Source organism: Alteromonas sp. 76-1 (assembly GCF_900654235.1).
Taxonomy (GTDB): Bacteria; Pseudomonadota; Gammaproteobacteria; order Enterobacterales; family Alteromonadaceae; genus Alteromonas; species Alteromonas naphthalenivorans.
In genome coordinates this window covers 21,734-36,510 of the sequence record NZ_LR136959.1, presented here as the reverse complement: position 1 = coordinate 36,510, position 14,777 = coordinate 21,734, and the positions used below count along the sequence as shown (strand labels likewise).

At 43.6% G+C, this 14,777-nt stretch carries 8 protein-coding genes; 4 read left to right on the top strand and 4 right to left on the bottom strand.

Features of this window, described 5'->3' with window-relative positions; all coding sequences use genetic code 11:
* Positions 1-29: 29 nt before the first annotated feature.
* A complete protein-coding gene (locus ALT761_RS20270) occupies positions 30-2,873 on the bottom strand; it encodes an alpha-L-rhamnosidase (RefSeq protein ID WP_232043619.1) in 2,844 nt (947 codons plus the stop codon).
* 242 nt (positions 2,874-3,115) lie between these two features.
* Here ALT761_RS20270 and ALT761_RS20265 point away from each other — a divergent pair, with 242 nt between their 5' ends.
* From ALT761_RS20265 to ALT761_RS20250, 4 genes are all read left to right on the top strand, one after another.
* Positions 3,116-3,661: a sigma-70 family RNA polymerase sigma factor gene (locus ALT761_RS20265; protein WP_232043618.1), complete on the top strand. Its 546-nt coding sequence runs from the start codon at positions 3,116-3,118 to the stop codon at positions 3,659-3,661.
* Entirely contained in the window at positions 3,658-5,298 is a 1,641-nt protein-coding gene (locus tag ALT761_RS20260; RefSeq protein WP_129740731.1) for a LamG-like jellyroll fold domain-containing protein, read from the top strand. Before ALT761_RS20265 ends, ALT761_RS20260 begins: the two co-directional genes overlap by 4 nt.
* Positions 5,299-5,459: 161 nt before the next feature.
* The gene (locus tag ALT761_RS20255; protein ID WP_129740730.1) at positions 5,460-6,020 is read left to right on the top strand and encodes a gluconate 2-dehydrogenase subunit 3 family protein; all 561 of its coding nucleotides are present in this window, start codon (positions 5,460-5,462) and stop codon (positions 6,018-6,020) included.
* Positions 6,017-7,735: a GMC oxidoreductase gene (locus tag ALT761_RS20250; RefSeq protein ID WP_129740729.1), complete on the top strand. Its 1,719-nt coding sequence runs from the start codon at positions 6,017-6,019 to the stop codon at positions 7,733-7,735. Before ALT761_RS20255 ends, ALT761_RS20250 begins: the two co-directional genes overlap by 4 nt.
* A gap of 74 nt (positions 7,736-7,809) precedes the next feature.
* On the opposite strand, the gene ALT761_RS20245 is transcribed toward ALT761_RS20250, so the two are convergent.
* The 3 genes from ALT761_RS20245 to ALT761_RS20235 form a co-directional block, all read right to left on the bottom strand.
* A complete protein-coding gene (locus ALT761_RS20245; RefSeq protein WP_129740728.1) occupies positions 7,810-11,145 on the bottom strand; it encodes a glycosyl hydrolase in 3,336 nt (1,111 codons plus the stop codon).
* Positions 11,146-11,203: 58 nt separating this feature from the next.
* Positions 11,204-12,727 (bottom strand): BNR-4 repeat-containing protein, encoded by a 1,524-nt coding sequence (locus ALT761_RS20240; RefSeq protein WP_172602950.1) that lies wholly within the window; start codon positions 12,725-12,727, stop codon positions 11,204-11,206.
* 121 nt (positions 12,728-12,848) lie between these two features.
* Entirely contained in the window at positions 12,849-14,357 is a 1,509-nt protein-coding gene (locus ALT761_RS20235; protein ID WP_232043617.1) for a sulfatase-like hydrolase/transferase, read from the bottom strand.
* Positions 14,358-14,777: the final 420 nt, after the last annotated feature.

The window sequence follows — 14,777 nt, the reverse complement described above, 5'->3', positions numbered from 1 at the left end:
ATAGGCATGATTGACGAAACATAAGCACGTTACTTTGATATCGTAATTTCGCCCGAAACAAGATAAGAACCTGGCTCAAGCCATAAGTCCGTATCTGCCAACGCCTTACCATCTCGGGTCAGTGTTAGCTTCTCAATAGACGGAAGTTTCAATTCAGCTCGGGTGTTTTTGGGTACAGTGATACTCATTGATAATTGATTGGCGGCAATAGACCAAGCCACGCTAATATCGCCATTTATAGTTGGCACAGTGCCCTGTAAGTTATTCAGCTTACTCGTGAACTGCGGATTGATTTGAAAGGTTTTGAACCCTGGCTCTAGTGTTCTAATTCCAAGCATACCTGTATAAAACCACTCAGCCACGGCACCGTAAGCATAGTGGTTTAGTGAATTCATATTAGCTTTATTAAAACCGTCTTCAATGGAGTAAGAGTTCCATCGCTCCCAAGTGGTCGTTGCACCATTGTTAATTGAGTAGAACCACGACGGATAGGTTTCCTTAAGCAAAATATCGTACATCAATTCGCTATGGCCATATTGCTGAAGCACTTGGTGGAGCATAGGCGTACCGAGAAAACCGGTACGTAAATGCCGATCGCTTTTCTCTAGCAAGTCTAATAACTTCTCAACTGCAGTGGCTTGTTGGTCCTCGGAAAACAAACCAAACGCCAGCGGCAGTAAATAACTTGTTTGAGTAGTTTTGAGGTTAAGTTCAACAGTTTTTGGTGATTTAAGCCGTTTCCCTTTTTCTCTCTTAATTTGCTTAGTCGTTGTGCTTACAACGTTAAGGGCATCATCAAAAAAGAACGTTCTGAATTTTTGCTTAATGTTATTAAATAATCGTCGATATTGATGAGCGTCAGATTCATAGCCTAGCGCCTGTGCAGTTTTGGCCAAAATGTCGACCGAGCGCGCGTAATAGGCTGTAGCTATCAAATCTGGGTGCGTGTCACCTGATGCACGCCCGTTTTCTGTAAAAGGCTGTAGCCAGTCACCGTACGTGCCGATATTTGAAATATAATCAAAACTATTAAACTCGGTGAATTTTACCCACCGCTTCATCATTGAGTAATTTTCCGAAAGGATCGTTAAATCACCTGTATGCTGATATAACTCCCATGGAACTATGGTTGCCGCATCACCCCAGGCAGCGGCGGTTCCCTCAGTAAGAAACGGGCGAAACGGCACAAATTTGGGGATCATTCCGTCAATGCCCTGCTCTTCTCGCATGCTCTCTAGCCATGATGCCCAGAATGCGTAAACGTCTGCTTTGTATAAAGATGTGCGTACAAAAACTTGAGCGTCCCCCGTCCAGCCTAACCGCTCATCGCGCTGCGGACAGTCGGTTGGAATATCAAGAAAGTTACCCCTTAGCCCCCACGACACGTTGCTTGATAACTTATTAAGTTTGCTATGGTTGCTGGAAAAATTGTCATATACATCGAAATCAGAATGAAGCACCTTCCCTGTAACCCAATCCAGCGCTGCCGTTGCTGTATTGTCGTAACCCGACACTTCTACGTAACGGTAGCCATGAAACGTAAATGTTGGTTGATAGGTAATTAGGCCATCAGAGTTAGGAATGTACCAATCGGTACTTTTGGCCGAGCGTAAATTTTTAACATAGAATTCCTCGCCTTGCAGCGCTTCAGAAAAACGAATTTTTATGGTTTGGCCCTTTTTCACCGGTAGCGATACTTCGGGCACGCCTACCATGTTTTGACCCATGTCGAAAATGGCTACACCATCTTTCACGCTCACAAGTGCGATAGCAGGAATTGTTTTTGTTACTCTCACTGGCGCATGACGTTTCGGCCGCAGCTTAACCACAGGCTCAAGTGGCTCAGAGTAAACACGTTTCCAGCCCTCACTATCAAACTCTGGAGTATTCCAACCAGGCATCTCGTAATTCGCATCATAGCGCTCACCATCGTAATTACCCGCAGCGCGAATGGGGCCTTGGTCCGTTGATAACCAGCTTTCATCCGTTACAATTCGCGAGCTAGTGCCGTCTTCAAAAGTGACCTCAAGCTGCGCAATAAGACGCAGTGGTGTTACGTAATCCTGCTTTGTAGGATGGAAGATACGACCTTCCCACCCCTCAGCCAATGCAGCACCAATGGCATTAGTGCCTTGTTGTAATAGATTAGTCACATCGTAAGTCAGCGTCTCAATACGCTTATGATATGGCGTCCATCCCGGAGTCATGACATCTTCACTGACAGCCTGACCATTGATGAATGGCTTAAAAACGCCCTTTGCAGTGATATAAAGACGAGCCCGCTTAATCGGCTTATTAAGCTCAAATTTTTTGCGTAAATACTGTGGCGGGTAGTATTGGTTATCTGGTTGCTCAATAGCGTTAGGACTAAGCACTTCTGTACGCTCATTAGTGTCTGGATGCCCTATCCATTGAGCGTGCCAATCACTGTTTCTCAATAAGCCAGTTTCGAGCGTCTGTATTTCACTCCATTGTGAACTATTGCTTTGTACATCCCATGTTTTAACTCGCCAAAACACGCGTTGCCTTGATTCCAAAGTGAGGCCTTCAGGTCTTATCCAAGCGTTTTTAGAGGAGGTTACTCTTCCGCTATCCCAAATGATTTGTTCGGGCTTGAATGCACCGTCGCTTGCAACTTGAAGTTGGTAGCTTTGCTGAGCTAGCTGAGAAGACTCAGTGTCAAGCTGCCAACTAAAACGTGGCACGCTCTCATAGTGGCCGATGGGATTTACCACCCCTTCTCCCACCGTAAGTCCAATGGGAGGAGCTATTAATGATGACTCATTGTCATTGATGGAGTCAGGTCCTACGTGCTCGCAGGCAACAACAAAAATAGCGAATAAACATAATACTGAGTAACGATAATATGACATTGTTTGGCTCAAATCAGACTTTATATAATTAGAAAAGGCACCGAATTGTGAGATTGATACCCTTAAAATTTAAATTCAATCAAATATAGTCAAACAATGTCTTAAATGTTAAATTTGCGTAAAATATTACAGTGTTGCGCATACACTGATTGTGTGACACTAACGCTGCTGACATGAGTATTGAACTGTTGCGATGAATTTGATGATCACATCGTAAAAGAGAGGATAAGGTGTATCAAAACGTGCCATCACCACAAAGTAGTCGAGGTTCTTTGGATACAACCTCAGACATGTTTTCGGCAATGTTTGAATCAGAAAAGCAACGTTTGTATGCATACATCTATGCCTTTGTTTTAGACAAAGCGGCCGCAGATGATATTTTTCAGGAGACAAGCGTTATTCTTTGGAAGGAATTCGAGACTTTTGAGCGAGGAACGAGTTTTAGAAAATGGTCAAATACTATTGTGTTTAACTGTGTAAGAACGTATCGAAGACAACAGAAAAAATTCGTTTCAGGTTTGAGTGATGAGTTGCTAGAGCAGCTATCAGCAGTAGCTTCCCATCAAGATAATACAGACCAAAAATGGAGCATGCTGCAGCATTGCGTTTCTCACCTCTCTGCTTCCGCACATCAATTATATTACGGTTTTTTCATAGAAAATTTAAGCGCACAGGCACTTGCAGACAAAACGGGGCGCTCGATTTTTGGTATTCGTAAATCTATCCATTTGCTTCGCCGTAAGCTCTTCGACTGCGTTGATAAACAAAAAGTGGAGCACGACACTTGAATCGCTCAGAAAGGTTTGATGAAGTTCGGGCCATAGCAGATGATATTTGCGCAGGTACCGTTACACAGATACAGCTTCAAAAACTTGAATCACTGTTGAGTAACGATGAGCAGGCTCAACGGTTTTACCTTGATTACATCGAATTTCACTTTCATCTTAAATCGAATACCCTTCCAAAACTTGAAATAGTAAGGCGAAAAACCTTCGTCGACGAACTTATTGTGCGGCCCACGCAAGCTTCAAATTTACCTCATCAAAACCAACCTTATGAAGCCTCTTCTGAAAAGAGAACCGCGAGCACAAAACGTAAGTTTTATTTAGCGGGGCTACTCACCGTGCTGTGCATGCTGGTGGTATACCTAATTATTCAATTCAAACCACTTCCCGACGAACCCTTTATAGGAAAATTAGTTAGTGGGGAGCTGTTAATTGACGAAAATGGTAACGTACAAAACACGCTCGTTTTTCCTGGTATGTACAAAACCGAACGACCGGTCGAGCTTGAACTACGCTCTGGTGATAGCTTAATGCTTTCTGCTCATTCGCACTTTAAATTATTTAATTCTACCGAAATTGAGCTAAAAAGCGGTGAGGTTAACGTAATCTCTCATTCAAATAAGACTATTACTATTTCTGCCAACGCCTCTGATATTCAGATGCATTCGGGCAAGTTAACCGTAAGTGTTGACAGTGATACAACCTCGGTCTCTGGTAATATCAAAGCAAAAATCTTTCCTAAAACATGGCGCCCCAAACACTTTTGGAACTTCGATGATGTTGGCGACAGAGTGGCGGACTTTGCAGGTCGCGCAGTCGGAGTTTCCGGTAGCGGAGCTCAACGCATCGATGGACTTGTTGGGAAAGGCGCTTTCTATTTTGATAACACAAAGCATGCAAGAATTAACGTGGGTAGCGGAGGCGGAAGCGCGCCCGCAACAGGTTCGTTCTCCGTTATTGATGGTGTCACCATAGAAGCATTGATTAAGCCTTTATATAGTGGAGAAGGCCCAACTAAAAGCCGATATGGTGAAATTGATGAGATTTTCAGGAAAGATCAAAGTGATAAAGATCATAGAATGCTGCTTAGCTTTCAAAATGATCGTAATAAATCAATAGTTGTCCCAGCAGGCAATTATGCAGAGTCTCTAAGTTTCGGGTTGTACATTTTAGGCCAAGGCTACCATGAGCTCAAACTACCACTAGACGGCAAAGACGGACGTCCAACGCTTAAGCAGTTAAAAGATGGAAACCTTCACCATGTAGTGGCAACTTATAATGTTGAAAGTGGGATAAAAGCAATTTACATCGACGGACAAGTAGGCGCACTTTACCGATACCCACCTGGCTCAAAAGTATTGAGCGGTGGAGCGGGGTTAGCCAATATTGGCAATTCTCCTAACGCTCAAGGGCACGCCGCAGAGGCCTATGCGGGGACGATAGATGAAGTGGCATTTTATGATTTTGCGCTAACACCTTTTATGGTAGCGCTTCACTATAACAATGTTTTGATGGGCCTGAATTACTTCGGCAGCAAGCCATCTGCAAAAGCGTTACCGTACAAAAGCCATATAGAACTTACTCCCAATAAGACGCTACTACTAGATAACATCACCGGCTTACCCAGAGACAATTTTTAAACGAAAATTTTCAACCCACCTACAACTACTATCCTGCTACCTATTACATTGATGTCAAAACAATGTAAATTATTTTGATTGATAATGATTGATTTTGGCTTGTTTTTATAGGTAGTATCAACGTCATTACAATTTCCGAGTCGAAACAAGAAGAGGGTAACGTGGAAATAAACAGACGTATATTTTTGGGCTCCATGCTGTATGTAGTTTCAGCTTCTGTTTTACCATCAGAGCTAAAAAAGACGCTCAACCTTACTGTTTTTGAGTCGGATGCGGTTTTTTTTGATGCTGAACAATTTACGCTGGTTTACGATATTGTGGACATTATGATACCCCGCACTGACACCCCCGGTGCAGTAGATTCTCACACCGCACAGGTACTTGATGAGTTAATGATATCTTGGGCAGCCACCTCTACCCAACAGCAATTCACTTTGTTCTTATCTGAGTTTTTGCAACGCGCAAGAACCGCATTTAATGCAAACTACCTGTCACTGAGTAAAGAAAATCGTCAGACCTTTGTAGAGCAAATCGACGAGATCGTTTTCGACACGGGTAAAGGCGACTTTTCCATAGCATACAAACGATTCAAAGCACTTATTTTTCATATTCACTACTCATCTGAAATAGCCAACCCCAACTTCTTTCTTGTTCCTGGTGGCTATCGAGGAAGTCTTTCACAGGATGAGCTAAACGTTATTTACGAGAGAAAATACTTATGAACAACGACTATGACGTCATTATTGTTGGTTCAGGAATTACGGGCGGCTGGGCAGCGAAAGAGTTTTGTGAGCGAGGCTTCAATACATTAGTTATTGAGCGGGGTAGAAATGTAGATCACAGAGGCCCTGAGTACAAAGATTTTCAAGCACCTTGGGATTTACAAAACCGAGGAATGCCAGAAGAAACGCTCGCAGAAAATGGTCACTACGCTACGTTGAGAAAAAAAGGGCACTTATATAAAACCGATGCACTTCACTTTTTTGTCGACGATAAGAAGCACCCTTACAGCTACCCCGAAGATAAGCCATTTATGTGGACGCGGGGATATCAACTCGGTGGACGCTCATTAACATGGGGGCGGCAGGTATTGCGATGGAGCCCAATGGATTTTGAGGCCAATGCGAAAGACGGCCATGGTATTGAATGGCCTATTGGTTACGAAGACTTAGCTCCATGGTATAGCTATGTTGAGAAATTTATAGGTGTGTCAGCGAATAAAGATGGTTTAAAAACCCTACCCGACGGTGAGTTTCAAACACCGTGGGAGATGAGTTATGCAGAGCAATACATTTCCAATAATATTGCGAAAAAATACACTGACAGACACCTCATTATAGGAAGAGCCGCTAATCTTACCTCGCCTACTGAAGAACAAACTGCACTAGGTAGAGGTAAATGCCTGGCGCGTTCTTACTGTAGAAGAGGATGCAGTTTTGGCGCGTACTTTAGCTCTCAGTCTGCCACATTACCTGCAGCTCATAAAACGGGAAACCTAACCGTAATAACAGACAGTATTGTTGAGCGTATTGACTACGACGACGTCAATAACAAAGTCTCTGGCGTGTCTGTCATCGATGCTAATACGAAAGAAAGAAGGCAATACAAGAGTCGCGTTGTGTTTATGTGCGCATCGGCATTAGGCACCGTTCAAATAATGTTGAACTCTACATCCAAAACATTCCCAAATGGTATTGCAAATAGCAGCGGTATGCTGGGCCACTATATACTTGGTCACGTCACTGGCGTTGTAGCAAACGCTGATGTGCCGGTAAATGAAGATAAGTATGCATTCGGACGGCGTCCTATCGCTACTTATATTCCAAATTATCGACACGAAAAGCAAGATGATGCAGATTTTGAAAGAGGCTTTGGTTTTCAAACCACAGCACAAAACCGCTCATTCTCCTCACCGAATGCCAAATCAAAAGGTATCGGCATTATTGCTAAAGAAAGCGTTGGAAAGCCCGGCCCATGGCGTTTCAGGGCATTTATGTATGGCGAGGTTTTACCTTATTACGAGAATGCAGCCACTCTACACCCTACCCAAAAAGACGAGTGGGGCATGCCGTTACTTCATATCGATGCTGAAATTAAAGCCAATGAAAGAAAAATGATTAAACAAGCGGCCAAAGACATCCAAGAGATACTCGAAGCAGGTGGGTGCACCAACATTCAGGTAAAAGCGACACCAGAAAATAAACATATTCCGATGGGTAAGCAGGTTCACGAGATGGGCGGCGCATGTATGGGAAAAAATCCAGATTCATCGATTCTCAATGGCTGGGGCCAAGCACACGATATACCCAATTTATTTGTTACCGACGGTGCCTGCATGGCATCTAGCGCAACACAAAACCCATCGCTAACTTATATGGCGATAACGGCGCGAGCGGCAGACTACGCGGCTAAGCTTCTCAAAAACAACATTATTTAGAGTGTACGCATGCCCTTAAAAAAGGACTTTGAAAGGGCATGCTAGCTTCAATTACCACCAAGAACGTCGATGCTTCAATTCCTTTCTTGAACCATTATACTCACAGGGCCTAGCAGTCCTGATGGAAGTAACTCATCATCTTTGTTCCAATGCTTCCATGTAGCAAACGTGCTACGCGCCCCAGGTTGTTCGGGCGTAGCTCCTTTAAGCCATTTCGGAAAACTAGTTAACTGAGAGCCTTGATAGCCATTTTTCTTCCAAGGTGCCGTTTCAGGATACAAGCGCTCATCGCCAATTAAGCGATTAGGCCAAAGAGTAGTCACTTCTATCTCCAAACGGTTTTCTCCGCTTCGAATGATATTGCTAATATCAAAGTGATAAGGCGCCCACATTCTCAGTCCGAGATCGTGACCATTTAGTCTTACGCGCGCAAACTGGAAAGCGTCGCCAAGGTTAAGAAGGTAGCTTGGGGACGTTGGCAAATCATCAGCCATTTCAAATTCAGTCTCATAGCGAACCGTGCCAGAAAAATACCTGACATCTTCATTCGCGTGTTGAGACAAATCGATGAGTTCGTTAAGCGCTAATGCGTTTGGTTTTTTTACGCCTTTAATAAACTCTACCTGCCACGGTGAATCTAGCACCTGCAATTGCCCAAAAGAGAGGGTGTTAAGTAGCTTTCCGGTACTCTTTTGCGGCGCTAAAACAACAAACAAAGACTGTGCTTGGTCAAAGTGTAATGTAAACCGCGTGCGACCGTTTTCAACCACGTAATCACTGGCGAGAAGTCGTTTACCTGAAAGCGGATCCCAGATTTCAACCGCTTTACCTTTAGCTCTCAGGTCCAATTCTATTTCGGCAGCCATTTGATCTAGGTTACTGATGAAATACACATCCGTGTTCTCTTCAGATACATCATGGTGTCGCCAAACAAATCGGTTATCAGTGTGAGAAATTAGCACGTCTGGTTGAATACCTTTATGGTTCAATGCGTCTTCTAGGGTTTTAAACACCTGGCTCTTAAATCCCGCGCCCCAAATTTCGTTGGCTAAATGGTGAACTCGTCCATCAGTGGCCGAGATATCAAAAGAGCCTTCCAAACTTGGCGAAAAAGTGGGAGGTAAACCTACAACCGTTACCCCTCGCTCTAATAGAGATTTTATTTGCTCTAGTACTTCTACTCGCATGCTCACGTCGGGCGATATCGATAAAATGTTATAGGTTCTCCCCGATTCAAAAGCTAGCTGCCCTCGCTCATTTACATCAACGTGGTTCATCAGCCCATCTGTCGAAATAAATTCAAAATCGTAGCCATCAGGCAGCGTTTTCAAAGCAAATTCCTTGTCGGATGTCGTTGCCGAGTCATCACCTAATAAGTGCAATACATCAAACACAGGCTGCCCTTTGCTGAGCATGGCGTGGGAACGCGTCAAATACTCATTCCATGTATTTATCTCATGCCACCACGTTTGTGTGCGCTCAAAATGTAAACCCCAGTAACCAAGTGTCATGCCCGGCTCTAGGGTTGTCCAGGGTTGATGGGTAAAGAGGTGATGCGTTGTCAACGTAACCCCTGCAGCCAAATCGGTATCAGCTTGCGACTTATAAGTTAGCGGGTGACTTAGCCACCTATTCGCTTGAGGCAATGAAGTGAAGGACTCTGAACGAACAGGCTTATTGTAAATAGAGCCTGCGGATGCTGCCATTTTGGCAGTCAGGTAAGCAAATTCTTGATTGGGCCTATTTTCTGCAGGGTTAATAGAACGAAATGCACTATTAGCATAAATAATATCCGCTTTTCCCAACGCTTGAAGGTTGTCTATAAAAGGTTTCATCGATTGCGCTGAAAACTTCAAACCCAGTTCGTTTGAACGCTTTTGCATACCCCCATAAAAACGCTCAGCAATGAGCTCTGCGAGTGTTTTTCTGTAGTCCCAAAGAAAACGCTCACTGAACATTGCATTCTTTACGGTATACCCCAGCGTAATAGGAAGAAGTCGAATAGGTGAATAACCTCGCCTCTCTTCGAAGTCTATTTCAAACTCCTGCGTCCAATTTTGCCGCCCTACTTCCCAGCTATCGGCGTGGGTTGATACAAATGAATCGCCTACATGTTCCTGCGAACGACTTGCTACGTTTTTAATGTAATGCTCAAAATGTTTATCAAGCGCACGCTCGCTTAATTTATCAACTTCAAGCCCTTCGCCTTTCGCCGTACCCGGTCGATTAACCGCTTCCGTAGAAGACAGACCAAACCGAATTACGGTCCAATTATCACTAGGTGGCGTCCAGTTAAGACGACCGTTTTCGCTAAGGTATTGGGTAACGTCAACAATTGAATCAAGATTGATACTTGCGTTACTCTCTAACGAGGCATTCATTGCTTCGCGCTCTGTTTCTTGCATATGAAACGGGAATATATGCGCTGCTTTTTGACACCAGTTTGCAATACGCGGTTTGTTGTCAAAAATTACTTCCCGCACCGCGACATCCACTTTCGGCATCGCTGTGTACAAGAGCTTATTGTCAGTAGGCTCGAACACAATTCTTGCGTGTTTCGCCTTTACCGGTTCAAACTGAAAACAGCTGAGGTCATCATAAATTTGCCCTCGTTTTGAAAATGCGACCTCCTGATAATTATCACCATCATTTGATATAAGAAGGTGGTTTCTCCCCATCATTCCATAAGCAGCAAATTTCACAAAAACGTTACGAAACGTATACTCCTCAGAAAAATCAAATTGAATAAAGCGCTGTTTGGTTTCGTCATCAACCTTGGGATACACCACTGTGTTCCAATCACCATCGAAAGCATTTATAGCAGGCTCGGTAACTTTTGGCGTAACCCCTGAAATTCTGGCCATCGCGATACGTTCTTGAAACTCTGGCTCCATGTGTGCTTTAGGTGTTGGGAAGGCAAGTACAGCTATATCGTCATAAAAATTCAAGGGAGCATGAGGAGCGGGGAAAATTATAGGCTGAGTTTGGCTATGGACTTGTTGCTCACTCCAAGACAGCTCTTTCATACCGTCTTTAGGGCTTATCCAAGGACCACCAGCGACGGACCACCCTTCACTATTATAAAGGTTCACTTTCAAACCAAGCTCAGAAGCCTTTTTAAAGGTATAAGCGAGTATTGATTGGTATTCTTCTGAAAGAAATTCAACAGGGCCTGCGGGAATAACATGATGCTCATTAATGTGCATCAACACCACGCCTCCTAATCCGGCATCAGCCATTGATTCGAGATCAGCTGTTATGCCTTCTTCAGTAATATTGCCATTAATCCAATACCAAAACACCCATGGTTTATGACTATCTTCAGGACTTTCAAACGCCTGTTTTATTGATTCAGCATTTGCGCTCAATGAGACAAAAACTACAGCAATAAGTAACAATAATCTGCGCAAAGCACACTCCCGTTATTTAATTTATTTCTAAAAGAAAAAATATAAAGAGCATCACGCTCTACTCACTTGGCTCTATTTTTCCTAGCTCAAAGTCATAGACGTAAATGGGGCTAGACTCACCATTAATTTGTGGTGCATGCTGCCAAACAATACTTGCAACCCCATGGCTTAATAAGCTGAGATCCCACGTGATATACCCGCCCTCAATCTTGACTAGCTCATTATCTATATTTGGCATTTCGATTTTATGCCATTCAGCAAAACCGTCTGTTCTATCAGAATAGAAAATTCTGGCATCGCCTCTTCCTGCAAAAGCAAACAATCTGTCATCTAAGAAAGTTAAAGTAACGTTTGAAGCGTTAAAATCAGAGACACGTTTTTGCCAATTGCCTGAAATATCGCGAACATAATGATGCACGCGCGCTGGGCCGTGTGGGGATGTTTTATGACTAAGGAGGAGGTGATAATCACCTGTTTTAGTATCGATTACAGAATTGTGGGAAACATTAGATGGCTTCAGTGTCGTAGGCACATGGACCGCTTCTAATCCTGGTGTTTCAACAGATAACACCTCACCGTCTCGAGTATCAGCGACTAGATTGCCTGCATTATTGTCCCAAGTGAGCCCCTCATCATCGCTGTAGGCGTAGTAGATACCATGATTACAGTCAGACCCATTGCTTGTACCAGGGTTACAATTTATCGGCCGCTCTCTGAATACCCAGCTGATGTGCATGCGACCATTAGCATCAAACTTTGGTCCACCACCAGCTAAATAAGGCCCTCTTGTTGAAGGTTCTTTGTTGCCGTTTACATTTTGAGTATATACACCATCGCTTGAAGATATATTGCGAATGAACTGCCAATCGCTATTTTTGGCATCATAAAGTGCGAGCCGCATTTCACCTTTTGCTGCACCTCCCTCTCGGAAATACATCAGTACATTTCCGCTGTCTAACGAGTAAAACTTTGGATAAGTAACACGACTTACCGCATCGTTGGAAAAGCCGAGGTTTCGCTTAAATTTAAAGATATCGTCGTTCCAGTCAACGGTTTCCGGGTGGTCTGCGACTCCTGCAGCGGTGCGCGCGTAGTTGATGCGATCTGAGTTATGATGATCGAAAGAAATATGAATGGCGCCGTCGCCTTTTGATATTTCAATGGCTTGGCGGTTATGCGCGTCATCAGAAGTTAGTCGATATACAGGCAAGGTGGCGTGTTGCCAGTCGTGCCCCGTTATTTTTCTGCGTGCGACAACCACTTCAGCAAAAAGGTCACCGTAACCTCCCCTGTCTTTTGCCGTATAGTAAATCACATATTGGTAGCCCTTGTAGGTAACTGCTTGCGCTCCCATAACACCAGAAAAACGAGGTTTTCCATCTACAGCGCGGTCTGAGCCATCGGACGTGTGAGACTTACCAACCAACAAACTACTGCCCAAAAGAATTGGCGTTGAATGAAGTGATAACGAAGGCAAAGAAGCATGATTATCTTGGGGCGTTGAGGGTTCTTTGCCGTTCGTAAAAGAAGCACAACCAAATAGCTGTACTACGAACAACGACATAAGCCACTTATTCTTCATATTTAATTTGTTCCGTATTTTGTTCATTTAGAATGACGTTGGGCTGTCAATCACGCGACCACGTTCAGCCAATTCCTGAGTACTCACTTTCCTATGAAACACTCTCACTAAAGCACGATAGTTAACGACCTTTGAGGTGCACGGGTGTAAAACTAACTGAAAGTGGGTCCTCCAACTCGAACATTTTCTTTTTGAGCGTGTCGTCCAGCCTTATTAATGTCTTCTTTTCAGCGTCAGTTAGTTCAGTCTCAAGCAAGTTGTCGGTCTCGAGAGGGTCTCCATCTAAGTGATAGAACTCATCTCGCCCTTTGTTCTTGAAGTCTCTAACTAGTTTATATTGGCCATCGCTATACATTCTCATGCCAGTAATCGACTGATGCAGCGTTGAATAAGCGGCAAAGTAATCAGTGCTCACTACTACGCTTTCATCTATGAACGCTTTGATTACACTTTGCCCTCTAATGACCGTTTCACTAGGTATATCCAGTTTGGCGACATCCATGAGAGTAGGGAAGAAATCAAGATTTGATACAGTTGAGGCATTTTCCGTACCCGCAGGCACCTTACCTGGCCAACGAACGATAAGAGGTACTTTAAGCACGGCATTGTATAGATTGGGGCGCTGGCCCTTGGGAATGTTTTCTGTGCCTTTCGGTGGTGTGTTTAACAACCAAAAACCATTGCCTTTATGCCAAATACCATTTTGTCCGATGACGTAACCATGGTCAGAGGTAAAAATGACCACAGTATTTTCAGAAAGTCCCACTTCGTCTAAATGGTCCAGCAGTCTGCCGACATTTCTATCTATACCTTTAACAGATGCTAAATATCCGCGTAATAATTTCTTTGCTCTTTGAGTATTCAGATCGGGATAATCAGGATGTATTAAATCTACATCGTCACTGATAGCATCTAAATCACTCCCTGAGACAGGCTCAAATGGATAGTGAGGCGCCCTATAATGCAATGATAAGGCAAATTTTTTATGTCGATTCCTACTTAAAAAATCCATGGCATGGTCAGTGAGAATGTCAACGGTAAGCCCCGTCTCTTTCTCCTGGACACCATTAACAAGTAATTGAGGATCAGCGGGGGAAGTTCCGCCTCCTAAAAAACCCGTAAACTCGTTATAGCCAAAATTTTGAGGATGATGTTCAGCTTGCTTTCCTAAATGCCACTTACCAATCAAGCCATTGTAATAGCCGTTTTCTTGCAACTTTTTAGGCCAAGAATCTACTGTTGCCGAAAGCCCTAAATCTAATTGGTGACCTGTGAGCGTCTTGCTTTTAAGGTTATCATTTATCCAGTCGTCTATACCGAGTTCAAAGCCATAGCGGGAAGTGAGTAGACCTGCCCGGGAAGGGCTACATACGGGCGTAGTGGTATAAGCATTTGGGAAGGACATACCTTGCTCGGCTAAGCGTTGAATATTTGGGGTAACAGCATTGGGGCCTTTACCTTCTATCGCCCATGGAGCCTGGTCATCTGTATATATGAAGAGAATATTCGGGGTTAAACTCTCGCTCTTGAGGGTGGCGTCTCGTGCTGGATTAGCCGCACCACTTACATGCACACAGCTGCTCACAATCATTATGCCTAATGCCCAAGGTCGCAATAAGTAAACCAGCATTTTCTTTACCCCTTTCAAAATCAGCGTTTACTAGTGATACCTACTTGAGAAAATCAAGAGTATTGAGCTGCATTATGTTTTTCAAGAAGGCTAAGAGAACGCAAACTCGCATTTTAAACTTGCCAGATATGATTGATTTTGACCATTAAAGCATTATTTTATTTTTTAAACAAATATTTTACATAAGGAGGAATGACCAAGAAGGATGTTTAAAAACCTCAAAAACATATCGAAATCAGGGGCTAGCGTATAGTTAACACCCAATAAAATTGAGGCATGAAATACAAAAGCCACCTACAACCTCAAGAACAGAAAAGACCGCTTGTGAGTGAATTTGATTGTGCTACTGGTTTACTTCGATGTAACATTGAGCACAAATCAGGTTCGCAGTTAAGCCACTTACTACTCTGTATTTCGTTA

Coding starts and splice junctions, on each gene's coding strand:
- ALT761_RS20270 (WP_232043619.1), bottom strand. CDS start 2,873: ATGTCATATTATCGTTACTCAGTATTATGTTTATTCGCTATTTTTGTT.
- ALT761_RS20250 (WP_129740729.1), top strand. CDS start 6,017: ATGAACAACGACTATGACGTCATTATTGTTGGTTCAGGAATTACGGGC.
- ALT761_RS20240 (WP_172602950.1), bottom strand. CDS start 12,727: ATGAAGAATAAGTGGCTTATGTCGTTGTTCGTAGTACAGCTATTTGGT.
- ALT761_RS20235 (WP_232043617.1), bottom strand. CDS start 14,357: ATGCTGGTTTACTTATTGCGACCTTGGGCATTAGGCATAATGATTGTG.